The sequence below is a fragment of the Rhizobium mesosinicum genome, assembly GCF_019511345.1.
GTDB classification, from domain to species: domain Bacteria; phylum Pseudomonadota; class Alphaproteobacteria; order Rhizobiales; family Rhizobiaceae; genus Rhizobium; species Rhizobium mesosinicum.
The window spans coordinates 440,058-464,516 of record NZ_JAEUAK010000001.1 but is presented as its reverse complement, the minus strand read 5'-3'; the positions used below and the strand labels follow the sequence as shown (position 1 = coordinate 464,516).

At 59.5% G+C, this 24,459-nt stretch carries 19 protein-coding genes and 1 riboswitch; of the genes, 12 read left to right on the top strand and 7 right to left on the bottom strand.

Features of this window, described 5'->3' with window-relative positions; translation table 11 throughout:
- The first annotated feature begins 244 nt into the window (after positions 1–244).
- The 5 genes from JNB85_RS02150 to JNB85_RS02130 all read left to right on the top strand — a co-directional run bounded on the left by JNB85_RS02150 (position 245) and on the right by JNB85_RS02130 (position 8,173).
- Positions 245–991: a response regulator gene (locus tag JNB85_RS02150; protein WP_220332744.1), complete on the top strand. Its 747-nt coding sequence runs from the start codon at positions 245–247 to the stop codon at positions 989–991.
- Between the two features lie 464 nt (positions 992–1,455).
- A complete protein-coding gene (locus JNB85_RS02145; RefSeq protein ID WP_220332743.1) occupies positions 1,456–3,243 on the top strand; it encodes a methyl-accepting chemotaxis protein in 1,788 nt (595 codons plus the stop codon).
- A 172-nt stretch (positions 3,244–3,415) separates the two neighbouring features.
- Entirely contained in the window at positions 3,416–5,635 is a 2,220-nt protein-coding gene (locus tag JNB85_RS02140) for an EAL domain-containing protein (protein WP_220332742.1), read from the top strand.
- A gap of 432 nt (positions 5,636–6,067) precedes the next feature.
- Positions 6,068–7,249, top strand: a complete 1,182-nt coding sequence (locus tag JNB85_RS02135) for a patatin-like phospholipase family protein (RefSeq protein ID WP_220332741.1) — start codon at positions 6,068–6,070, stop codon at positions 7,247–7,249.
- 42 nt (positions 7,250–7,291) lie between these two features.
- Entirely contained in the window at positions 7,292–8,173 is an 882-nt protein-coding gene (locus JNB85_RS02130) for a DUF3313 domain-containing protein (protein WP_220332740.1), read from the top strand.
- Between the two features lie 13 nt (positions 8,174–8,186).
- Here the strand turns inward: JNB85_RS02130 and JNB85_RS30900 are convergent, their stop codons facing one another.
- From JNB85_RS30900 to JNB85_RS02100, 7 genes are all read right to left on the bottom strand, one after another.
- On the bottom strand, positions 8,187–8,315 hold the full coding sequence (locus JNB85_RS30900) for a hypothetical protein (protein WP_262928170.1): 129 nt from the start codon (positions 8,313–8,315) through the stop codon (positions 8,187–8,189).
- Positions 8,316–8,480: 165 nt separating this feature from the next.
- A complete protein-coding gene (locus JNB85_RS02125) occupies positions 8,481–11,561 on the bottom strand; it encodes an efflux RND transporter permease subunit (RefSeq protein ID WP_220332739.1) in 3,081 nt (1,026 codons plus the stop codon).
- Positions 11,558–12,613 (bottom strand): efflux RND transporter periplasmic adaptor subunit, encoded by a 1,056-nt coding sequence (locus tag JNB85_RS02120; RefSeq protein ID WP_220333089.1) that lies wholly within the window; start codon positions 12,611–12,613, stop codon positions 11,558–11,560. The genes JNB85_RS02125 and JNB85_RS02120 overlap by 4 nt, the downstream gene beginning before the upstream one ends.
- A 399-nt stretch (positions 12,614–13,012) precedes the next feature.
- On the bottom strand, positions 13,013–13,966 hold the full coding sequence (locus JNB85_RS02115; protein ID WP_220332738.1) for a sugar-binding transcriptional regulator: 954 nt from the start codon (positions 13,964–13,966) through the stop codon (positions 13,013–13,015).
- Between the two features lie 21 nt (positions 13,967–13,987).
- Positions 13,988–15,454: an FGGY-family carbohydrate kinase gene (locus JNB85_RS02110; protein ID WP_220332737.1), complete on the bottom strand. Its 1,467-nt coding sequence runs from the start codon at positions 15,452–15,454 to the stop codon at positions 13,988–13,990.
- A 64-nt stretch (positions 15,455–15,518) separates the two neighbouring features.
- Positions 15,519–16,475 carry a transketolase family protein gene (locus JNB85_RS02105; RefSeq protein ID WP_220332736.1) on the bottom strand — a complete coding sequence of 319 codons (957 nt, stop codon included), beginning with the start codon at positions 16,473–16,475 and terminating at the stop codon, positions 15,519–15,521.
- Complete coding sequence (locus JNB85_RS02100) at positions 16,475–17,284, bottom strand: transketolase (protein WP_220332735.1); 810 nt, start codon at positions 17,282–17,284, stop codon at positions 16,475–16,477. The genes JNB85_RS02105 and JNB85_RS02100 overlap by 1 nt, the downstream gene beginning before the upstream one ends.
- Before the next feature lie 211 nt (positions 17,285–17,495).
- Here JNB85_RS02100 and JNB85_RS02095 point away from each other — a divergent pair, with 211 nt between their 5' ends.
- The 7 genes from JNB85_RS02095 (at position 17,496) to ribB (ending at position 24,436) form a co-directional block, all read left to right on the top strand.
- Entirely contained in the window at positions 17,496–18,479 is a 984-nt protein-coding gene (locus JNB85_RS02095) for an ABC transporter permease (protein ID WP_220332734.1), read from the top strand.
- 117 nt (positions 18,480–18,596) lie between these two features.
- Complete coding sequence (locus JNB85_RS02090) at positions 18,597–19,526, top strand: sugar ABC transporter substrate-binding protein (protein WP_220332733.1); 930 nt, start codon at positions 18,597–18,599, stop codon at positions 19,524–19,526.
- Between the two features lie 27 nt (positions 19,527–19,553).
- Positions 19,554–21,032, top strand: a complete 1,479-nt coding sequence (locus JNB85_RS02085) for a sugar ABC transporter ATP-binding protein (RefSeq protein WP_220332732.1) — start codon at positions 19,554–19,556, stop codon at positions 21,030–21,032.
- Between the two features lie 22 nt (positions 21,033–21,054).
- Positions 21,055–21,843 carry an SDR family oxidoreductase gene (locus tag JNB85_RS02080; RefSeq protein WP_220332731.1) on the top strand — a complete coding sequence of 263 codons (789 nt, stop codon included), beginning with the start codon at positions 21,055–21,057 and terminating at the stop codon, positions 21,841–21,843.
- 4 nt (positions 21,844–21,847) lie between these two features.
- Positions 21,848–22,585: a triose-phosphate isomerase gene (tpiA, locus tag JNB85_RS02075; RefSeq protein WP_220332730.1), complete on the top strand. Its 738-nt coding sequence runs from the start codon at positions 21,848–21,850 to the stop codon at positions 22,583–22,585.
- A 75-nt stretch (positions 22,586–22,660) separates the two neighbouring features.
- A complete protein-coding gene (locus JNB85_RS02070; protein ID WP_112971686.1) occupies positions 22,661–23,443 on the top strand; it encodes a glucose 1-dehydrogenase in 783 nt (260 codons plus the stop codon).
- A 106-nt stretch (positions 23,444–23,549) separates the two neighbouring features.
- A riboswitch (FMN riboswitch) is annotated at positions 23,550–23,694 on the top strand.
- Between the two features lie 115 nt (positions 23,695–23,809).
- Positions 23,810–24,436, top strand: a complete 627-nt coding sequence (gene ribB / locus JNB85_RS02065) for a 3,4-dihydroxy-2-butanone-4-phosphate synthase (protein WP_220332729.1) — start codon at positions 23,810–23,812, stop codon at positions 24,434–24,436.
- Positions 24,437–24,459 lie beyond the last annotated feature (23 nt).

Below are 24,459 nucleotides of genomic sequence, written 5' to 3'. Positions count from 1 at the left end.
CGCGTACTGGGGCAAGGTCGCTCTCATTCGACAAGCCGCTGGTCGCTATTCAAGATGCTCGATTGGCCCTATCATTCTTCGAGGTATCCGAAAGCGCTCCGCTGATCGTTGGGTCGGTGGTCAATGAGACTGGTGTGCGGGCGCCTGTCGCGCTCGCCAGGAACGGCAGCTTGGAAAAACGATGTGAGACATACTGACAAGCCTCCATCTTCAGCAGGGAATTCTTTAAGTTCGGGCTCTGATCATGAATAACATCGCATTCAACGCTCCTTCGCAGGCAACAACTCGAATCCTCATCGTCGAGGACGATCGCGATATTGCCGGCATGCTGATCGACCTCATGAAAGAGGCGGGTTATGGCGCCGAAGCGGTCGGATCGGCGGTCGAAATGGATCGTGCCCTGAAAAAGAAGGAGTTTCAGCTCATCATCCTGGACGGCATGCTGCCCGGCGAGGACGGCTTCAGCATTTGTCGGCGGATCAGGTCGTCCAATACGGTGCCGATCCTGATGCTGACAGCGTTGACCAAGGAAGTCGACAGAGTCATCGGGCTGGAGCTGGGCGCTGACGACTACGTGACGAAACCCTTCAATTCCAGAGAGCTCCTGGCCAGGATAAGAGCACTTCTGCGCCGGTCTTCTTATGCAATGCAGGTCAAGCCGATCCTGGAAGCAATGACCTTCGCCGGCTGGCGGATCGATCCGGTCACGCGTGAATTGACCGATAGCGATGGCGTGCACGTGTCGCTGACGACGGCGGAATTCGACGTCCTGCTGGTATTTTGCCAGAATCCGCGGCAGGTCATGAACCGCCAGGAGATCCTGGCCCGCACTCATGCCGGTTCTGCCGGCCCGGTCGAACGCAGCATCGATGTGCATGTCAGTCGCGTGCGGCAAAAAATCGAGCCCGATTACAAGGATCCCACCTTCATCAAGACCGTACGCCTGGGCGGCTATATATTCACGCCCGAAGTCAGCAGGGTTCAAGGCTAGCCCGCAACTGGCTATCCAGTATCGTCAGCGCGCACCAGGATTAAGACCGCGCAGGCTGATGAAGCGTCAGGAAAAAGCGCTCGCGATACGGCGCGCGAAGGTCGTCTATCGGTCCGAGCACTTTGCGACCTTCGCCAAATCTGTCCCGCTATGTCACTGCGTAATCCGTGCCGCCTGGCCGGCGACTTCTGACTGTCTTGACTGTAGTGCATCGCTCGACGGATTGCCTCCGTCGCCGTGGCGCTGAACGTGTGGAACCTGAACCACAGCGCCTCCTTTCATTCTAAAGAAATATGCACCGTCAAAGTCCGGGGTTAAACAGCAGTTCTGACTGTATGTTCAGCTGCAAACAATTCCGGCCTCACGAGCGGACCATCAACCTTACAATTAAATCTGCGTTAATGATCATAGGCGAATATTAGCGGTATAGCTGGATTGCAGCGGGGAAATCTGGGGGATTTCGCATGAGTATTCTTGGTCGTGGTGGAAATGCTGTCGCGGTTCTTGCCGCTCTATCGAATTCGCAAGCCATGATCGAGTTTGACTTGTCGGGCAAGATTCTCACTGCGAACGAAAACTTTTGCAGGGCGCTCGGCTACGAGCTCGGGGAGATTGTTGGAAAACATCATAGCATATTTGTCGATCCATCCTATGCATCTTCGGCGGAATACAAAGCTTTCTGGACGAAGCTGTCAGCCGGGAAATTCGATCAGCAGCAATACAAGCGGATCGGCAAGGGCGGACGCGAGGTTTGGATCGAAGCGTCCTACAATCCCGTGTTCCGGCGCGGAAAACCGGTCAAAGTCGTCAAGATTGCAACCGATATCACCGTGCAGAAGCTGAAGTCGGCCGAGGATGCGGGTAAGATCGACGCATTGTCCCGCGCTCAGGCGATCATTGAATTCACGCCTGCCGGCGAAGTTTTAACTGCGAACGACAATTTCCTCAGCGCTCTCGGGTATTCGCTCGCGGAGATCCAGGGCAAACATCATTCGATGTTTTGCGAAGCAGACTACGCAAGGTCGGACGCTTACAAGGAATTCTGGCGGAAGCTGTCGAGCGGCCAACTGGTCGCTGATGAATTCACGCGGGTCGGTAAGGGCGGACGGAAGGTTTTTATCCAAGCCTCCTATAACCCGATTTTCGATTTGAGCGGCAGAGTTTTCAAGGTCGTGAAATTCGCGACCGACGTCACGGCGCGTGTCGAAAATGTCGAACAACTTGCCCGTTGCCTGACCAGTTTTGCCGATGGCGACCTGTCGCAGACGATTCAGAAACCTTTCATTCCTTCGCTGGAGAGGCTCCGGGTCGACTTTAATAGCGCGTCTGAGAAGCTGAAGGGCGCGATGGCAATGGTGGCCGAAAATGCCAAGGCGATTTCGGCTGGCTCCAACGAAATCCGCACGGCTGCCGACGATCTCGCAAAGCGCACGGAACAGCAGGCCGCATCTGTCGAACAGACCGCTGCGGCGCTTGAGGAAATCACGACGACGGTAAAGGATTCGAGCCGCCGTGCCGAGGAAGCCGGCAAACTCGTGGCGCGAACCAGAGACCATGCGCAGCACTCCGGCCAGGTCGTGCGTGACGCGATAGCTGCCATGGACCAGATCGAAACTTCCTCAAGTGAAATTTCCAATATCATCGGCGTCATCGATGAGATTGCCTTCCAGACGAATCTTTTAGCGCTCAATGCCGGGGTCGAGGCGGCACGGGCTGGGGAGGCCGGCAAGGGGTTTGCCGTCGTTGCCCAAGAGGTCCGTGAGCTGGCGCAGCGGTCGGCAAAGGCTGCGAAGGAGATAAAGAGCTTGATTACAGCGTCCGGTTCTTATGTCGCAAACGGGGTCGCTCTCGTGACGAATGCCGGATCCGCGCTCCAGGAAATCGCCGGTCAGGTCCACGAAATCAATACCAACGTCACGGCGATCGTAGAGGCGGCGCGCGAGCAATCGACCGCGCTGGGCGAGATCAACCAGGCCGTTAATACCGTCGATCAGGGTACACAGCAAAATGCCGCGATGGTCGAGGAGCAGACTGCTGCAAGCCATGGCCTCGCACGAGAGGCCGCAGCTCTCTTCGCGCTTCTTGAGCAATTCCGCTTCGAGGACGGACCGAAATCCGGGTCCACGCTCACGCAGGGGGATCGCCACGCTGCCACATCCACTTCTTTCAAAGTGGTTCGTAGCTCGCCCGCCGCATCCGTCCAACGCGGGTCGGCTGCTGTCGCGCTGACGTCTGATTGGGATGAATTCTAAATCATCTCAGGAATTGGATAGGAACGAGAGACTCGTGACATGCCGCCTGTGAATGTCGCTGTGCGATATTCGGCCATGAGATATCGTCGTTTTCCCCGTCGGCGGCAAGTTCGTCCGCTTCTATGATCCATGAAGGGTCTCACTCACTCGGCACTGCGAGGAGTAAGGTCGCATGTCACTTACCGAAGACGAGAGGTTGAACCTTCTTTACGAGGCCAGCATTCTCGATACGCCGCCGACGACGGAGTTCGACGCTATCGTACGCCTGGCCTGCAGCATGTTCGATATGCCAATGGCTTTGATTTCGTTCGTCGATGAGCATCGGCAATGGTTCAAGGCTCGGCAAGGCTTCCCTTTGAAAGAGGCGCCACGTGAGCATTCCTTTTGCGGCCACGTCGTGGAAACAGGGGCACCGCTCGTCGTTGAAGATGCCAGCAAAGACTCCCGTTTTTACGCAAACACGTTCGTCACAAGTTCTTCCGTCCAGTTTTATGCAGGGGTTCCACTTTCGGAAGGGAAGACTTGTTACGGCAGTTTTTGTGTCCTTGACACGAAGATCCGCCGTTTCGGCGATCGCGACATCGAACAGCTCTATAGTTTGGCGAGCGTCGTGGTAGCGCTTATCCGGGAACATCGTCAGCAAAGCTTGCTGAAAGAGCAGCAACGTGAACTCCAGCTCAAGCAGGCTCGGTTTGAACAGACCGAGCGCTCTGCCAAGGTCGGAGGCTTTGAGATGGACCTTAATACCGGTGCGATCATCTGGTCGGATCAAATATACCGCACGGTTGGGCTGCCGATCGGCAAACACATGACCTCGGAGGAGGTGATTGCCTGTTACGCTCCCGAAGAACGTGAAAGTGTCCGGGGCAGGATCCGCGACATCCTGAATGGCTCCGGAACCGGCATTGACAAGGAGTATCGCATCATCACGCCGGAAGGACAGGAACGATGGATTCGCGTCGTCAGTGATATCGAGCATCTGCAAGGCGAGCCAAGACGTCTGTTCGGCATTGTTCAGGATGTTTCGGAAAAAGTGCGCTACGAGCAACGTCTGCTCCAAGCAGCAAACGCCGATCCGTTAACCGGACTAGCAAACCGCGCCGCCTACAATGCGCATATGCAGAGGCTTGCAGCGGCGGACGTTCAATCCATCGGTTTGTTGCTGATCGATGTCGATCGTCTCAAGCAGGTAAATGATATTCTTGGCCACGCAACAGGTGACCTGTTGCTGAAAGGCGTGGCGTCACGTCTGGACGAGCGCCTCGGACGGCGTGGAAAGGTGTTTCGTCTCGGCGGTGACGAGTTCTGCGTTATTCTTGAGGGACCCGCAAGCGCGGGGCGCATGCGGTCACTCGCGCGACATCTGATCGAATATATCGGCCGCCCCCTGGAAGTCGGCGGGTCGACGATAAATCCGATGATAACCTTAGGCGGCGCGATTTCTGAATGTGAAATGGATGCGGCGACGCTTTCGCAAAACGCCGACTTTGCCCTTTACCACGCCAAGGAAACACGGCGCGGCAGCTACGTCCAATATAAGCCCAGCCTGCGTTCGACGATAGCCCATCGCATTCAGGTCGTTCGGGAGGTGGAACTGGCACTCAATGAGCATCGGATGGTGCCGCACTATCAGCCACTCGTTCGCTGCGCTGACGGTCAAGTGTGGGCATTTGAGGCGCTTGCGAGAATGCAGCGCCCGGATGGCTCAATCCTGCCGGCTGCGCAGTTTCACGAGGCGTTTACGGACTCAAGCGTGTCCCATCACATCACCACGCGCATGCTCGAGCGTGTCGCGACCGATATCCGCACCTGGATGGACCGTGGGCTGGATTTCGGGCGGGTCGGACTGAATGTCTGTGCCTCCGATTTCATGAGAGGTGATCTGGAAAGCCGGATTGTTGCCGCGTTTACGTCGAGAGGCATTCCCTTCGACAAGCTGGTGCTTGAAGTGACGGAAACAGTATTCCTGCAGGGTTTGGAAGATACCGTTGCAACAACGCTCCAGCGTTTGCGGAAAAAAGGCCTGGCTGTTGCGCTCGATGACTTTGGGACGGGCTATGCGTCACTGACTCATTTACGGAGCTTGCCTGTCGATATCATCAAGATCGACAAAAGCTTTATCGACACCATGCTTGAGGATGAATCGAGCCTGGCAATCGTTGAACTGGTGCTCAATCTGGCGCGGAAACTTAAAATGAAAGTCACCGCAGAAGGTGTAGAAACCCATCGACAGGCAATGTGCTTGCTGGAAATGGGCTGTTCCACACTCCAAGGTTATTTGTTTAGCAAGCCAATGGGCGGCGAACATATCGGCGGATACCTATCTGCGCTGAAACCACCTTTCATGGGCAATTCCGAGCCGTGGCAGAAGGGTCTTCACCGTCTCGGATAGAAAATCAAGGACGGTGTCGCAAGCTTACGCCGAAATCGATCCGTGCCACACGGGCTCGTGTAGCGTCAGGACGATCAAGACACGCCGCTCAGGCGCTATCCACCAGCCGTGGGATCCCGCAAGGCCCCATACCGTCCTTCGTCATTCTACGATTGCAACATCTTTTGACCGGTTCTCGATGAGCAGTCGGTGAGGCCCGTGCGCGTGAACCTATGCGCGAGCGCGGGCTCAATTGATTCAGAATCTGCCGCCTTTGACATATCAGTGTTCGACGATGACTTCGCTTTCGGGTCGGCCGCCGACGATGCAGCGTATCTTAACATAATGAAACCCAAGGCAATCGCGAATCCAGATTAATGCCAACAGACGCGATCCTAAAGGACGTGTCGACGCGGCCGGCGGCAGTCTTGCCGCACTGCTGGCCAAGGCCGAATGAAGGACAGGGCTACAAACGTGATTCGACTGATAGCCATCTTCACGCTGGCTCTTCTGGCCGGCTGTATGGCGCCGGACCGAGTTGCCTACACACCGAAGGCTGCGGCAAATGCCAATATCGAAGGATTCGGCGACATCCGCATCTATGCGGACTCGACACGCTTCGACAGCTCTGCGTGGTTGACGATCCCAAGGCGCAAGGATGCCAATTACCTGGTGTTGTCCGGTGGCGGCGCTGCAGGCGCTTTCAGCGTCGGGGCGCTGAAAGCCTGGTCGGACAAGGGACGGCCGGAATTTGACGTCGTCAGCGGCGTCAGCACGGGCGCGTTGATTGCCCCCTATGCCTTCCTCGGCCGGACCTACGACGATACCCTCGTCGACCTCTACACGAGCGGCGTCGCCAAGACGCTGGTCGATGCCGATTTCCTGCCGAAGGGCCTGCTTGGGCCGAGCCTGCTAAAAGAGGCGCCGCTTCGCCGGATGGTCGAACGCCATCTGACGCCGGACATTTTGGCAAAAATTGCAAGCGAGTACCGTAGGGGACGGCGCCTTTTTGTCCTGACCACCAATCTCGATTCCCAAAGAGCGGTCATCTGGAACATGGGGGCCATCGCCAACAGCGGCCGGCCCGACGCGCTGAAGCTGTTCCGGGACGTCATCATCGCCTCGGCCAGCATACCCGGCATATTCCCGGCCGTGCTGATCAAGGCCACCGCCGGCGGACAGGCGTTCGAGGAAATGCACTCAGACGGGGGGGCATCGTCGCAGGTTCTGACGATCCCGGAGGGATGGATGGTCAATCCGCAGAATGACGCCTGGCCCAAGGATCTCAAGCTCAACATGTATGTCATCGTCAACAACGCATTGATGCCTGAATTCTCGACGACGACGAACAATACTCTTGCTGTCATGGCGAGGGCGAGTACGGCTCTCATCAAGGCGCAGACACGCAGTGCGCTGGTGGCCACCTACGTCTACGCCCAGAAGAACGGTATTCGATTCCGCGTCGCCTCTATCGATGCGCAGATTCCCTACACGATGACCGACCCGTTCAATACCGACTACATGCGCGCCGTCTACAACCTCGGATACGCGAAAATGGCGAGCGGCAGTCTGTGGAAGGACAAGCCTATCTTTACGGATCTCGCCGCCGCGCAGTCCGCCCAAGCGACGCAATAACCGTGCCGTCCCTCCCTTCCTTATCAACCACAGGAGAACCAAATGACGCATTCCGGAATTCGTCCGGCGGGCATTCGACCCCAATGGGGGCGGATCGCGCCGGGCCTGTTTGCCTGCCTGTTGTCAACGGCTGTCACGAGTTGCGCTGCGGTGCCGCTCGAACAGGCCAACACGCTAACATCCTATGACGGCCTCACATCGAACAACGGCAAATTCACAAAGGCGAAATTCAAAGTCGATCCAGGCGATCTCGTGGCGAACAAGACGATATATATCGAACCAACCACGGTTTCGCCGACCGCTGCGCTTTCGATCAAGAAGCCTTCCGACCAGGCCCTTGTTGCCAATGTGATCAGCCGCGCCCTCTGCGTTGGCGTCAGCGATCGTTTCCAGGTCGTCGACCAGAGGGAGAACGCCGATGTCGTCGTTCACGCAACCGTCACCCGTATCGTGGCGACCAGCGCCACGGCTGCCGGCCTGTCGACCGCGACGTCGCTCGGAGCATCGTTCGTCATTCCCGTCCCGGTTCCCCGACTGCCAATAGGCCTCGGAGGCCTGGCGGTCGAAGCTGAAGCGACGACAAGGGACGGCAGGCAGGTGGGCGCCATGGTCTGGGCCAAGGGCGCCAACGCTATCACCACGAGTGCACGTGTTTCCCAGATCGGCGACGCCTACTCACTCGCGTCGAGTTTCGGAAGCGACTTCTCAAAAATGCTCGTCACTGGCAAGACGCCCTATAAGGGGCTGCCGAAAATCCCTTCTGCCCAGAAAATCAAGTCCGGCCTCGGCGGAAGACCAAAATATCCGGCTTGCGAGCGGTTCGGCCGGTCGCCCGGCCTGAAGGACTTCGCGGGCTCGCAAATTGGCCTGCCTCCGTCCTGGACGGACAAACGACCGACGGTCGTCGGCCAATGGTCGCCGTAACAAAGATGGCCGGCTACTGATGCATCGGCCGCTTGATGTGCCATGCAGATCCTGTTTTAATTCGCAATGATCCGTTACCGCCGACATCTTGGATGTCGGCGGTTTTTGCCGTGAAGCTGATGCCGGATGTTTCCTTGTCCATGCGTCGGCAGCACCTCAGGTGCCGGATTGGGCATTCCTCGACAGTCTATCAGAAGGGGCGATGCTGATTTGCCGCATCCGTGAGACGGCGTCTCACCTGCATGGTCTTATGTACGAGCTTCGGTGCGTCTCTTCGCAACAGCGGCTCGGATAGAGCCGATACCTTCTACTCGCCGCATGCCGGCAAATCCCGGCCTTGCTTTGCACCTGCAATCCGCGTGAGGACATGGAGGAAATCATCGACGAAGGTGAAGATAACGGGAATGACCACGAGACTGAGGATAGTCGAGGTCAACAGACCGCCGATGACGACGATGGCCATCGGCTGGCGAAAGCTCGCGTCGCCGCCACTGAGGCTGAGCGCTACGGGGAGCATGCCGCATGCCATCGCAATCGTCGTCATGACGATTGGACGGGCGCGCTTGTGGCAGGCATCGACAAGCGCGTCGAAGCGTTGGAGGCCCGCACGTCGTGACATGATTGCGTATTCGACCAGCAGGATGGAGTTCTTTGTCACCACCCCCATCAGCATCAGGAGACCGATGACAACCGGCATGGAGAAACTGGTACCGGTCAGCACGAGCGGAAGCAGGGCGCCGCCGAGCGACAACGGAAGTGCTGCCAGGATCGTCAAAGGCTGGAGGAAGTCATGGAAGAGAAGGACCAGAACGGCGTAGATGCAGAACACGCCGACTGCCATGGCAAGGCCGAAACTTTCGAAGAGTTCGGAGCTGCGTTGCAGCTCGCCCTGCTCGACAAGCCTGACATTGTTGGGAAGATTGCGCAGCGCTGGCGTCGCCTGAGCCTCGCGATAGACGTCGCCCAGGATGCGGCCATTGAGCTCGATCGAGATCGTGACGTTCCGGAATCGATCGATGCGGCTGATCTCCGACGGGCTCGCATCGATACGAATATCGGCAATCGAGCCGAGGTCGACGCTGCCTCTGCTGCCGGCGACCCGGAAATTGGCGATATGGTCGAGTGTGGTTCGATTGGCCGGATCAAAGCGCACTCTGATGGCGAGTTGGCGTTGCGGCAGGTTGAGTTTGGCAAGAGTCGGGGAATAGTCGCCGCTGGTTGCCACTCTAACCGTCTCGGAAATCGATTCTGTGGTCACCCCGAGAGCTGCAGCGCGATCGAGATCCGGTATGATTTGGATTTCCGGGGTTTGCAGCGAGGCACTGGACGTCACGGCGCCGATGCCCGGCAGGGTCCGCAACTGTTCCTCCAGCGCGTTGGCCGCCTTGTCGAGGGCGCCGGGATCGTCGCTGGCAAGTGTAATATCCAGCCTTGTGCCATTGCCGCCTGTGCCAATCTCGATCCGCGCACCGGGCAGGACGTCGAGCGCCCGTCGAATATCGTTTTCGATGTCCAGCTGACTGCGCTTCCGTTCGTCGATTTTCTTCAAGTTGACGACAAGCGAGGCAGTCGCCGTATTGATTGTCGTGGCGGAATCCAGAAGATCGCTCGACGAGACGCTTCCGACGGCGGTGAAGACGCGTGTCACGTCCTGCAGGCGGGAGACGATATCGGCGGCGCGCCGCGCGGTCATGTCCGTCTGCTCGATGGTGGTGCCAGGTTGCAACGTGATGGTGACTTGCGTCTGTGCTTCCTCCGACGGTGGCAGAAAGCCCGAACTGAGCAGGGGAATCGTCGCCAGAGAGAGGCCGAGAAAAAGCAGGACGCCGATCACCGTCGGTATGCGGTGCCGCAGGCACATTTTGATAACGCCGATATAGGCGCGCATGATCCGCCCATCCTTGGTTTCGGCGAGGTATCTCTTCATCATGGAGGCGGCCATCATTGGCGTCAAAAGGCGCGCAACCAGCAGCGAGGCGAGAACGGCAACGGCTGCGGTAATCCCGAACTGTCGGAAGATCAGACCTGGAATACCGTTCATGAAAGCCGTTGGCAGGAAGACCGCCACGAGCGTCAGTGTCGTGGCAATGACTGCAAGGCCGATCTCGTCGGCCGCCTCGAGTGCCGCCTGCCTTGGCGGCTTACCCATCTGCAGGTGGCGGGCGATGTTCTCGATCTCCACGATCGCATCATCGACGAGAATACTCACAACAAGCGAAAGCGCGAGCAACGTGACGGTGTTGAGGCTGAAATCGGCCAGATACATGATGAGAAAGGTCGGGATGACGGACAGAGGCAGTGCCACTGCGGACAGGAAAGTCGCGCGCCAGTCGCGCAGGAACAACCAGACCACGACAACCGCGAGGATGGCACCTTCGAAGAGCATATGCATCGACCCGTCATAATTTTCGACGATCGGGGCCACCGTACTGTAGGCTTCGACGATCTCGACATCGGGATTGGCCTTGGCGAAGTCCTTCATCGCCCTCTCGATCGACGCTGCGACGGCCGTATCCGAAAAGCCATTCGAGCGTTTGATCTGAACAGCGATTACTGGTTCACCGTCGAGATAGGCAATCGAAGAACGGTCGGCAAAGCTGTCCGTGACCGTGCCGATTTCGTCGAGCCGCGCAAGCGTTCCGTTCGGAAGCGGAACGGCTACCTTCTTCAACTCCTCGATCGAGGAAACGGCTCCAAGCGTCCTGACTGCTTGTTTGGCGTTCCCGATCTCTGCCCGCCCGCCCGACGCGTCGGACTGCATGGATTTCAGGCGCGAAGAGATGGTCGCCGCGCCAATATTGAGGGCGCTCATGAGCTGCGGGTCGAGGTCGACATGGATCTCACGGTCGATGCCGCCGACGCGGTTGACACTTCCGACGCCGGCAACGGCAAGCAGCGCCTTCGTCATGGCATTGTCGACAAACCAGGAAAGTTCGGCCTGGTCGAGCCTTGTGGACCTCACAGCGTAGGTGGCGAGTGTCGACCCCTGGACCGTGTCCCTCGTCACATTCGGCGCCTGCATGGCTGACGGAAGCTCCCTGCCTGCGCTATCGACCGCGTTGCGCACTTCGTTCAGTGCTTCCTCACTGTTCTTGCCGAGCTGAAACGACACATTGATCGCGACAGTCCCGTCCGTGATCGTCGTCGCGATGTGGTCGAGAAGGCTCAGCGAGGCGAGTTTATCCTCGATCTTGCGGGCGACATCAGTCTCAAGTTGAGCCGGGGCAGCGCCCTCGAGCGTGGCGTTGATCTGAATGGTCGGAAGATCCATGTCTGGAAAATTCTGCACCGACAGCCGGTCGAAGGCGATCAGGCCGGTTGCGGTCAGCAGGACGAACAGAAGGACGGCGGGGACCGGGTTTCGGATCGACCAGGCGGAGAAGTTCATCGTGCGGCTCCTTCCACGCGTACGAGCGCTCCATCCGACAGGAAGGCGCCACCCGTCGTCACGACCTGGGCTGAGCGATCGAGCCCGGAAAGGATCTCCACTTCGCCGACATTGCGGCGACCGGTTTCGACGCGGATGCGCCTCGCGCGCGCTTCTCCATCCAATGTGAAGACGTAGTTGATGCCATCGCGCGCAACCAGCGCAGTGTCCGGCACGGTCAAAGCAGGTTTGCTTCCGAGTTCGATTTGCCCCGTTGCGTAAAGGCCGATGGGCGCATGCGCCTCGGGCGGCAGCGAAACGTAGACGAGCGCCCGACCTGTATCGGTGCTGACCGTTGGCGCGACAAGCCGAACCGTTCCTTTGATTTGCTGGCTGCCTGGATTAGAAATTGTCGCTGCCAGCCCTTCCTTCATGAAGGAGCGGTAACGCGCCGAAACCTCGGCCTGCCACTCGACGCGCTGTTGGCGCACAAGGCGAAACAGCTCGGTGCCGGATGCGACAACGGCTCCGAGTTGGGCGGAGCGCGAGGTGATCAATCCGTCGTCGACGGCGACGATGGTCGTTTGGGAAAGCTTAATTCTCTGACTTTCCAGCGAAGCCTCGGCCGAATTGGCGCCAGCCGCCGCCGTCTGTTCGGCGATCAGGTATTCGTTGATCTTTTCGTCCGAAAGGACACCGCTTCCCTGCATCCAGCGCGCGCGCTCGGCATTGGTTTCCGCTTTGGCCAGGTCGGCCTTTGCAGTCGCCACAGCCGCTTCCTCCTTGCGCATCTCAGCGCGCACGGTTTCGTCAGAAAACCGCACGAGGGGCTGGCCCTTCTCGACGACCGATCCCACATCGACAAGCACATCCGTTATGCGCAGGCCGCTGACTTCCGCAGCACTGATAGCCTCATGCCAAGGCTTGAGCCAGCCGCTGGCCGGCACTGTTTCCGACCATTGTCGTTCTATAGGCTTTGCCGTCGTAACGGTGAGCGCTGCGCCATCGGCCTGTTGCGAAAACGCCGGCCTTTCCGGCCAAGCAATCGCCACCCCGAGGACAAGGACAAGCAATAGGAAAGAAGGGTGATTAACCGGGCCTACGGCTGCATCACCTTCCGTGCATGTCTTTCCGTTCGGATCGACTTTTGGACCGGCTCCGAGGAGGTGCTCGATTTCCGGATAGGCCAGTTTCACCGCTATGTTCACAATCCCGTTCTTCATGCACGGGGGTCTATCGGATTGAATATGCTGTGCGGTCAAAGATGGGCAAAGATCGATTAAGATAGATTAAGTCGGCGAAAGGCCGCGCGGCAAAGGCTGTTCAGACCGTCGCTCCGGACAACCTCGCCAGTCTGGCAACGCAACTTCGCGACCCGCCGAATTGGTCGACCCGCGGCATGCTATAACTACACAGCGCCTAAAATGAGCGACAGGGATGCGAATTGGTCGCGCTGCAGCCTGACCTGGAGTCTAAGCGTCGATCAATCGTTGAGCGGTAAACTTGTCGGTTACCAGCATATCGATGACGCCAACGCGAAGGGCGCCCGAGATCGCCGCCGTCTTCTTCGCGCCGCCAGCCAGAGCGATGACCCGATCCACGCGCGCAAGGTCCTCGAGCGGAAGGCCAATGACACGGTCATCCAGCGGCGTCTTCACCGGTTTGCCGTCCTTGTCGAAGAAACGCAGAGATATGTCACCGACGGCACCGGCCTCGGCGAGATCGGCGAGTTCCCGCGACGAAAAGATGTTGCCCGAGCGGGCAAGCAATTCGGACGGCTCCACCGCGCCGATGCCAACGATGGCGAGCGTGATACTGCCGAAGAGATCCATGGTTTCGCGAACGAAGGGATCTGACTGCATCAGGAGCTTGGCTTCCCTCGATGTCGTCACGCCCTGTACGGGAAGCAATTTGGGTTCGGCTCCGGTGAGGCGAGCAAGACGTGTGGTGAGCTGAGTGGCATGTGTCTGCACGGAGGGGTCGCCCATGCCGCCGAGAGTCTGGACGACGTATTTAACCTGAGCGCTTTTCTGCGGATGGATGTTTTCGACCATCTTGAAGATGGTCTGGCTCCAGCTGGACACCCCGATGATCTCACCAGGCGCGAGTGTTATCTCCAGAAGATGAGCCGCCGCTTCACCGATGCGGGCCATGATGGCGCCGTCCCGATCCTCGCTGCACTCGACGACGATCGCTTCCGGAAGTTGAAACTTCTGTCGCAGCGCTCCTTCGAGTTCACTGTAGGTGCCGGCCGGCGGGATGACGCTGGTGCGAACGATGTCCTCGGCCTCGGCCCTCTTCAGCATTCGCGAGACCGTCGCCTGGGAAAGACGCAGGTGCTCTGCGATCTCCGCCTGCCGCCGCCCTTCGATGTGGTACATCTGGGCAACCCTGGAGATCAGGCGGAGTTCGTTGAGGCGGGACATGGGCGATACCGGCTTGAATTTTTATTCACATTTAACCGGTGTCGGTCGCGACGTCGAGCGGGCCAGCGCATCATTCCATGTATTGAGAAGGCCAGCGCGATCGATCTTTTCAGGGCGGATCACTGTGGTGCTTCTCGGCAGCGCCTCGATCGCGTCGAGATCCTTCCACAGGCCGAGCGAAAGCCCGGCGAGATAGGCGGCGCCCAGAGCGGACGCCTCCGGCGCCTCGCACTGGATGACCGCATGCTCGATCAGGTTCGACACGCATTGCATCAGGAAGCGGTTCTGGCTCGGGCCGCCGTCGACATAGAGAGCGCCGAGTTTGCCGCCGCTCTGGGCGCGCATTGCGGCGATCACGTCGTGTACTTGGCAGGCGATCGAATCCGTCACTGAGCGGGCCATTTGGGCGCGGGTCGTAGAAAAGTTGATCTGAGCAAAGAGCGCACGGGCGTCGGAGTTCCAGTAGGGGGCGCCGAGGCCGACGAAGGCCGGTACAAATCCCGGTCCGCCCGGCTCGGCTGTCGCCGCAAGGTCGACGAGGGCGGCCACATCGGGAAGGCCCAGAATGCCGGCCATCCACGGAAGACTTGCGGCCGAAACGAGGATGTTGCCTTCGAAGGCGAAGGTCGGCACGCCGGCGATCCGCCAGGCAACCGTTGTGGTGATTCCGTTTTGCGGCGCGATGAAGCGCGGCAATGTCGTCATGACGGAGGAGCCGGTTCCGAACGTCACCTTGCCATCGCCGGGCTTGAAGGCACCATGACCGAAAAGCGCCGCATGGCTGTCGCCTATGGCGGAGCGGACCGGCGTGCCGTCGGGGATGCCGGGAAGGCTGCGCGTCGTGCCGAAATCGGCAGAACTGTCGAGTACCTCGGGCAACAAGGCGATATCGACGCCGAAAATCTGGCCGAGTTCCTCGCTCCAGGCCTGCCTATTGAGGTCGAACAACTGGCTGCGGGCGGCATTGGAGGCATCGCAGACGTGGCGGCTGCCACCTGTCAGGCAATGGATCAGCCAACTGTCGATCGTGCCGAGACGCACGCGGCGTCCGGCTGGGACGCGATCGAGCAGCCAGCGGAATTTCGATCCGGGAAACATCGGGTCGAGGGGAAGACCAGTCAGCGCTTCCACGCGGTAGAGATGACCTTCGGCGATCAGGCGCTCGCAATCCGGCGCAGTGCGGCGGCACTGCCAGCTCAGTACCGGACCCAGCGCTTCGCCTGTCTCGGCATCCCAGACCGCGACGGATTCACGTTGGTTGGATACCGCCACCGCCTCAACAGTGACGTCGGAAATTTTCTTCAGACAGGCCTCGATCGCTTCGCAGACCGAGGCAAATATGCGGCGCGGATCCTGCTCGACCCAGCCCGGTTGCGGATAGGAGATGCCGACGGCTGCCGAGCCTCTGGCAAGCACCTCTCCGGTTTCGGAAACCAGAACTGCCTTGGAATTGGTAGTGCCCTGGTCGATCGCCAGAATAGCCCGCATCATCTTCTCCTCAAACGAATGGCCGGGGCGGATGCGCGCCCCGGCTCAATAGACCGCTATCAGATTATTTGCGCTTGATCAGCGCCTGTGCCGCATCGGCGATCGCCGCCGGTGCCATGCCGAATTCGTCGAGGAGGAATTCGGCCGAACCCGTCGGCGCATAGATACCGGGAACGCCAAGGCGCTTCATCGGCACGGGCGCGTTGTCGACGACTACTTCGGCGACGGCGGAACCGAGGCCGCCGAAGATCGAATGCTCCTCCGCCGTCACGATCGCACCGGTCTCGTTGGCCGCCGCAATGATAGCGGCCTCGTCGATCGGACGAACAGTCGCCATGTTGAGCACGCGCGCTTTGATGCCGCGCCCGGCCAGGATTTCGGCGGTCTTTATCATGCGGTGGGTCAGCGTGCCGTTGGCAATCAGGGTGACATCTGAGCCTTCACGCAGCAGGTTCGCCTTGCCGACTTCGAACTTGTGGCCTTCGGGCAGCAGATCCGGAACGCCGACGCGCGACAGGCGCAGGAAGCAGGGACCATTGTAGCTTGCGGCCCATTCGACAGCGGCGGCGGTCTCGATCCGGTCACAGGGGGCGATGACGGGCAGGTTTGGCAGCACGCGCGTCCACGCGAAGTCCTCGATCGAATGGTGGGTCGGGCCGAGTTCGCCGTAAGCCATCCCCGAGGAAATACCGACGAGTTTGACGTTAGCGTTTGAGTAGGAAATGTCGGCCTTGATCTGCTCAAGCGAACGGCCGGTCAGAAACGGCGAGGCGCCGCAGACATAGGGCAGGCGCCCACCATTGGCGAGACCGGCGCCGACGCCGACCATGTTCTGTTCGGCAATGCCGACGTTGACGAGGCGATTAGGGAATTTTGACTTGAAGCCGCCGAGCTTGGAGGAGCCGACCGAGTCGTTGCAGACGGCGACGATGGTTTCATTCTCTGCTGCCAGGCGCTCGAGCGTCGCGGCAAAAGCATCGCGGCAGTCATAGAGCTTCGGTGGGGTTACGGGCGCGTTCATCAGAGTGCCTCCGACAGTTCTGCCAATGCGGTTTCATATTGTTCCTTGTTCGGAACCTTGTGGTGCCAGTCGACTCGATCCTGCATGAACGAGATGCCATGGCCCTTGTTGGTATGCGCAACGATGCAATGGGGTCGGTCGGAGCGATGCTCGAGAGCTGGCACGATCGCGTGCATGTCGTTGCCGTTGATTTCGCTGACCTCCCAGCCGAAGGCCTCGAGCTTGGGTCGAAGCGGTGCGAGATCGTTGGTATCCGAGAGCGAAGCGCCCTGCTGGAACCTGTTGTGGTCGACGATCAGCGTCAAGTTGTCCAGGCGGAACTGGTATGCCGCCATAATGGCCTCCCAGTTGGAGCCTTCCTGCATCTCGCCGTCGCCGGTGATGACATAGGTGTGGTACTTCGCGCCCGAGAGTTTCGCTGCCTTGGCCATGCCGACGGCGACCGGCAGCCCGTGTCCCAGAGGCCCGGTATTTGTTTCGACACCCGGGACCTTGTTACAGTTCGGGTGGCCGTTCAGCCGGGAATGCGGCTTCAGGAAGGTCGAGATTTCCTCTTCCGGAATGAAGCCGCGCTTGGCGAGCGCGACATAGAGCGCGCAGGCCGTATGGCCCTTCGAAAGCACGAACCTGTCGCGATCGGGGTGCTTGGGCTGATCTGGCCAGACACGCAGCACGCGGAAGTACAGCGCGGTGAGGAGATCGATCACCGACATCTCGCCACCGATGTGGCCAGCACCTGCCTCGTATACAGCTTGAAGATCGCGCAGACGTATCTGGCGAGCAACACGTTCAAGTTCGGAAGGCTCCATCGTTTCCTCTTGTGAATAAATATTCATCTAGTTATATTTTTGCACAAGAGCGAGCTTAGTCAAGTCCCTAGTTGATCACTAAGTTCCTGTATCAAGCGAAAAGCTGGTTGACAGCATCTTAGCAAGGCGTTAATGAATTTTCCAGCAGCCGTGAATAAATATTCTGCCTTGAAGAGATATTGGCCGCCGGCCTAAATTTTAGGGAGGATCGATGGTGGCGATCGATGTGAATGAGCATAGCCGTCCCTCCGGTGCGTGGGTCAGTAAACTCACGGGAGCAACCGGGCCGCTTGTCGGACTGCTTTTGCTCTGCCTGTTCCTGACCTTCAGCACCGATGCATTTCTCTCCGTCCGCAATGGTCTGAACATTCTCGACCAGATCACCGTGCTCGGGATCATGGCTGTTGGCATGACCTTCGTGATCCTGATCGGCGGCATCGACCTTTCGGTCGGTTCGGTTCTGGCGCTTGCGATGATGGTGATGGGCTGGACGGCTAATGTCGCCGGCCTGCCGCTCGGCGTCGGGATTGTGGTGGCCCTCATTGCCTCGATGATCAGCGGTCTGATCGTCGGCATCATGGTCACCTGGTTCAGGGTGCCCGCCTTTATCGCGACGCTTGCGATGATGTCGGCTGCTCGCGGCGTGGCGAACATGATCACCGATGGCCAGCAGATCGTCGGCTTCCCCGACTGGTTCATGATGCTGGCCATTGACCGCCATTTCGGCATCCTGACCGCAACCGTCTTCCTGATGCTGACTGTCGTCGCCGCTGCCTGGATTTTCCTGCACTTCCGCGCAGAGGGCCGCATGCTCTATGCGGTGGGCGGCAATCCCGAAGTTGCTCGTCTTGCCGGCATCAACGTCCAGCTTGTGACTATTCTTGTCTACATGGCGAGTGCCGTGCTCGCAGGTCTTGCCGGCATCGTTCTTGCTGCCCGTCTGGACTCGGTTCAGCCGTCCAGCGGTTTCGGTTACGAACTGGACACGATCGCGGCTGTCGTCATCGGCGGAACGTCGCTGTCGGGCGGTGCGGGCGGCATTGGCGGCACACTGATCGGCGTCCTGATCATCGGCGTGCTTCGCAACGGCCTCAATCTGCTCAACGTCTCGCCCTTCCTGCAGCAGGTCATCATCGGTGTCGTCATCGTTCTCGCTGTCGGTGCGGAAACGATCCGTAAGCGGCGGGCTACCTGATCATACGGCCTGCAGACGATGCGGGCCGCCAGAAATTCCTCTCCGAAGGGTTTTGGAGCGGAGCTATTGCCTGAGGGGGAGGATACCCGAGGGTTCACTAACAACGGAGGAACTGACATGAAATTTGCGCGCACTCTGCTCGCGTCTGCCGCCCTGCTTGGCCTCAGCCTCGGATCCGCCCAGGCGGCCGAAGTCAAGAAGCTCGGCCTTGCCGTCGCCAATTTGCAGGCAAACTTCTTCAACCAGATCAAGCAGTCCGTCGAAGCTGAAGCCAAGAAGCGCGGCATCGAGGTCGTCACCGTAGACGCCAAGGGCGATGGCCCGACCCAGGTCAACCAGATCCAGGACCTGCTGACCCAGGATATCGACGCACTGATCTACATCCCAGCGGGCGCTGCTGCAGCCAGTGTGCCGGTCAAGCTCGCAAAGCAGGCCGGCATTCCAGTCGTCAACGTCGACCGCAACGCCGAAGGCGCTCCGGGCGATACCTTCCTGGCGACCGATTCCGTCGCCTCCGCCAAGGCGGTTTGCGACTACATCCTTAAGGAGGCCGGCGGCAAGGGCAAGATGGTCATCATCCATGGCCAGAAGGGCACCACACCTGAACTGGACCGTACCAAGGGGTGCCTGGAATCTTTGAAGGCCTATCCGGACGTGAGCGTCGTCGCCGAGCAATATTCCAACATGTGGAGCCAGGACGAGGGCTTCCAGATCATGCAGAACATGCTCCAGTCGAACTCGGATGTCTCGATCGTCTTCGCCCAGGCAGATGGACTGGCGCTCGGTGCGGCCCAAGCGATCAAGGTCGCCAATCCATCGCAAAAGATCGTGGTCGGTGGTTTTGATGGCGACACCGCTGCACTCGAGGCTCTCAGCAAGGGTGTGTTCGACGTGACCGCGACACAGCAGACGCAGAAGATGGGTCGCGATGCGGTGGAGAACGCGGTCAAGCTGGCTGCCAAGGAAAAGGTGCCGCCGGTCCAACTGATGGACGCCACGCTGACGACCAAGGAAAACGTGGCAGGCTTCATCGCCAACCATCCGTAATCAGCCGAAATTTCGAGGAGGTGTGCTGTGAGCGAGCCGGTTCTTTCCCTGAGGGGCATATCCAAGCGCTATGGGCCGCTCCAGGTTCTGAAAAACGTGGACCTGGACGTCTATTCCGGCGAGGTGGTGGCGCTGCTCGGTGAAAACGGCGCCGGCAAGTCGACGCTGTCAGGCATCATTGCCGGATCGCGTACACCTTCCGAGGGCTCGATGACATGGCTGGGGCAGCCTTATGCCCCGGCCGCTCCACGCGAGGCGATCGACAAGGGCGTCGTGCTGATCCATCAGGAATTGCAGCTTCTGCCGCATCTTTCCATCGCCGAAAATGTCTTCATCGGACGATGGCCGATGAAGAATGGCGTGGTCGACCGCACCCAGATGATCCGCCGCGCCCAGGAGCAGCTCGCGCGGCTGAACCTGCACATCCCCGCGACCCGAAAGGTTGCTGGTCTTTCGACCGCCAACCAGCAACTCATCGAAATCGCCAAGGCGCTGGCACTCAATGCAAAGCTCCTGATCCTCGACGAGCCGACCGCAGCCCTTGGCGGGGCAGAGACGGAGGCCTTGTTCGAGCAGGTCCGCAAGCTTCGCTCCGAGGGTGTTGGCATAATCTACATCTCCCACCGTATGGAAGAGATCAAGAAGATCACCGACCGTATCGTCGTGCTTCGCGACGGAGAGCGCGTCCACGAATTTGCCGACAGCGCGACGCCGGTGCGCACGATCGTCGAAAGCATGGTCGGCCGCTCGCTCGATCGCATGTTCCCGACCCTTCCAGAGCCGACCAGCAGGCCCGTGCTTGAGGTGTCCGGCCTCACGTCGCCGGACGATTCCTTCCGCGATGTGAGCTTCGACGTTCACGCCGGCGAGATCCTCGGCATTGCCGGCCTTGTCGGCGCCGGGCGCACCGAACTCGTGCGGGCGATTTCCGGCGCCGATCCAGTCAGCGCCGGTTCGATCAGGCTGGAAGGCGAGGCACTCAAGCTCCGCAGTCCTGCGGATGCGATCGCCAGGGGCATCGTGATGGTTCCCGAGGACCGCAAGGACCAAGGCCTCGTCGTTGCACATAAGATCAGCGAAAACATCATCTACGCCAATCTCGACAAGCTTGGCGGGCGCTGGCTCACCTCGGGCGTGAAACGCGTTTTCGCCGAAAAGGCCGTGGCGAAATTCGGCGTGAAGGGACGTGCTGAACAGTTTGCTTCCGATCTCTCGGGCGGCAACCAACAGAAGGTCGTCATCGCCAAATGGCTGATGCGTGATCCCAAGGTCGTTGTGCTGGACGAGCCGACGCGCGGCATCGATGTCGGAGCCCGCGCCGGCATTTACGACATCATCGTCAACCTCGCCAAGCAGGGTGTCGCAGTCATCGTCGTGAGCTCCGATCTCGAGGAGGTTCTCGGCATATCGAACCGTATTCTCGTGCTGGCGCAGGGCAAGCAGGCAGGCATTTTGAAGCGTGACGAGGCCAACGACGTCTCTGTCATGGAACTGGCGACAATCTAGGCAAAGACAGAAAGGAAGAGCGGTGTCCGACATCTCTCTGAACGCACCGAAACTATTTGATCTCAGCGGCCAGGTCGCCATCGTGACGGGTGCCGGCAGCGGCATCGGGCAAAGGATCGCCATCGGTCTCGCCCAGTGCGGCGCCGATGTGGCACTGCTCGATCGCCGTAGCGATGACGGCCTTGCCAATACCGCCAGCCATATCCGGGCCGCCGGCCGCCGCTCGATCGAAATCGCCGCTGATGTGACCAGCAAAGGGTCTCTGGCAGATGCCGTCGCCCGAACAGAGGCCGATCTTGGCGCCCTCTCGCTTGCCGTCAATGCCGCCGGTATTGCCAATGCCAATCCCGCCGAGGAAATGGAAGAGGATCAGTACCAGACGCTGATGGATATCAACCTGAAGGGCATCTTTCTGTCCTGCCAGGCCGAGGCGCGCGCCATGCTGAAGCACGGCCGCGGCTCCATCGTCAACATCGCTTCCATGTCCGGCGTCATCGTCAACCGGGGCCTTAGTCAGGCGCATTACAACGCTTCCAAAGCCGGCGTGATCCATATGTCGAAGTCGTTCGCCATGGAGTGGGTCGGGCGCGGCATCCGCGTCAACACGATTTCGCCGGGCTATACCGCAACGCCGATGAACACCCGACCGGAAATGGTGCATCAGACCAAGCTCTTCGAAGAACAGACGCCGATGCAGCGCATGGCCAGTGTCGATGAGATGGTCGGTCCCGCGGTCTTCCTGCTGTCGAATGCCGCGAGCTTCGTGACGGGCGTCGATCTGCTCGTCGACGGCGGCTTCTGCTGCTGGTGATGCGATGCGCAGGTTGATCGCAGGCAACTGGAAAATGAACGGTCTCATCTCCTCCCAAGCTGAGATCGAGGCGCTGAAGGGACTAACGGGCGGGGCGACGTGCGATATCGTCGTCTGCCCGCCCTTCACGCTGATCGATCGCGCAGTGGAGGCGGTAAAGGGTTCGAACCTGGTCATCGGCGCGCAGGATTGCCACGCGCAGTCGTCGGGTGCCCATACGGGCGAAATTTCTGCCGAGATGCTTGCCGATCTCGGCGTTCGCTATGTCATCCTCGGACATTCCGAACGCCGTGTCCTCAACGGCGAGGACGACGAGATTGTGATGGGGAAGGCGCTTGCCGCGCATCGGGCAGGCTTGATCTCGATCGTGTGCGTCGGTGAGACACGCCATGAGCGCGACGAAGCCCGGGCACTCGAAGTGGTCGGCGAACAACTGCGTGGATCCGTCCCTGAGGGTGCTACCAGTCGACATCTTGTCATAGCCTATGAACCCGTCTGGGCGATCGGAACCGGACTGGTGCCGACCAGCGAGCAGATCGAGGAGGTCCATGCCGCGATCCGGCAGATGCTGAAAGAGCGACTGGGCGATGACGGCCATTTGGTCAAGATACTCTATGGCGGCTCGGTCAAGGCATCCAATGCCGCGGTGATTTTCGGGCTTCGCAATGTGGATGGGGCACTTGTCGGCGGCGCTTCGCTGAAGGCATCGGAATTCGCCGGGATCATTTCTGCAGCCGTTTGAAGTCTCCGTGAGGAAGCAAGTGTCGCCGGTATGCAAAACGGCGCTCACCCGCGCTCCAGTTAAAGGATAAAGAGAATGCAACGCTTTGAAAACAAGACCGTGGTCATTACCGGCGCAAGCCGAGGCATCGGTGCGGCGATTGCCAAACGTTTCGCGCGCGAGGGCGCCAATCTCGTGGTCTCCGCCAATGAGGAGAGCGTGCACGGTGTTGCCGAGCAGATCAAGGCTGATGGCGGAAAGGCGATCTCCTTTGTGGGCGACGTCACCGACAAGGCAAGCGTCAAAGCTCTGTATGACGCCGCTGAGGAGGCCTTCGGCGCTGTCGACGTCTCCATCCAGAATGCCGGTGTCATCACCATTGCCCGCATCGAGGACATGACCGAGGGCGAGTGGGACAAGGTCATGGCGGTCAATACCAAGGGCGTGTTCCTCTGTGCCCAGGAAGCGATCGCTCGCATGCGCAAACATGGTCGCGGCGGCCGCATCATCAACACCGCCTCCGGCCAGGCACGCGACGGCTTCATCTATACGCCGCATTATGCCGCCTCGAAGATGGGCGTCGTCGGCATCACCCAGAGCCTTGCGAAGGAGGTCGCGACCGATGGTATCACCGTCAACGCATTCTGCCCGGGCATAATCGAAACCGACATGTGGGCCTATAACGACCAGGCATGGGGCAAGCTGCTCGGCAACTACGCACCCGGCGAACTCATGAAAGAATGGGTCGAGGGCATCCCGATGAAGCGCGCCGGATCGGGCGAAGACGTCGCCGGCCTTGTCACCTTTCTTGCAAGCGATGACGCGGCCTATATCACCGGCCAAACCATCAATGTCGACGGCGGACTGATCATGTCGTAGCGCCGTTCGACAATAGGAAACGGTGCTTTCATCACCGGAAGGCAATTCGCGCGAGGTGATCTGTACCCAACCTCTTGCAGAACAAGCCATTCGTCATTTACATAAGCAATGTTCTCAGGGCGGGGTGCAATTCCCCACCGGCGGTATCGAGGCAACTCGGAGCCCGCGAGCGCCTTCGTGGAAGCGAAGGGTCAGCAGATCCGGTGAGATGCCGGAGCCGACGGTTACAGTCCGGATGGAAGAGAGCAACGCAGAGGACGCCGCTCGGCACGCGGCGTTTCATATGCTTGTTCGCCCAAGGGAAAATGGTGGCTTTTGACAGGCCATGAATGCCGCTTACGCGGCTAACCCTTGAAAGGCAGAGAAATGGCTATTTCCAAAATCGAAGATGCGATCGCCGCGGTTGCACGGGGCGAGATCGTGGTCGTCGTCGACGATCGCGATCGGGAAAACGAGGGCGACCTCGTTATCGCTTCCGAAGCGATCACCCCGCAGGCAATCGCCTTCATGATGAATTATGCCCGTGGCCTCATCTGTGTGGCCATGGAAGGTGAGCGGTTGGACGAACTGCAGATCCCGCAGATGGTCCCCAACAATACCGAGCTCCTGAAGACCGCGTTCACTGTCTCGGTTGACTATATCCCGGAAACGACAACCGGTATTTCAGCCGCTGACCGCGCCGCGACGGTTCGCGCGCTCATCGACGAGAATTCCCGCCCCGAGGATTTTGCGCGGCCCGGCCATATCTTCCCGTTGCGGGCGCATCCGAACGGGGTGCTTTCTCGCCCCGGCCACACCGAGGCGGCTGTCGATCTCGCAAGGCTTGCCGGCCTGTCACCATCTGGCGTCATCTGCGAGGTGGCCAATGATGATGGTACAATGGCGCGTCTGCCCGAGCTTGAGCAGTTTGCCGAACGGCATGGCCTCCATTTGATCACCATCGAGGATCTCATCGCATATCGGGGCGTCAGTGCGGCTGGGAAGGCAGCCTAGCTGCCGGTCGTGCAATAAGCAGA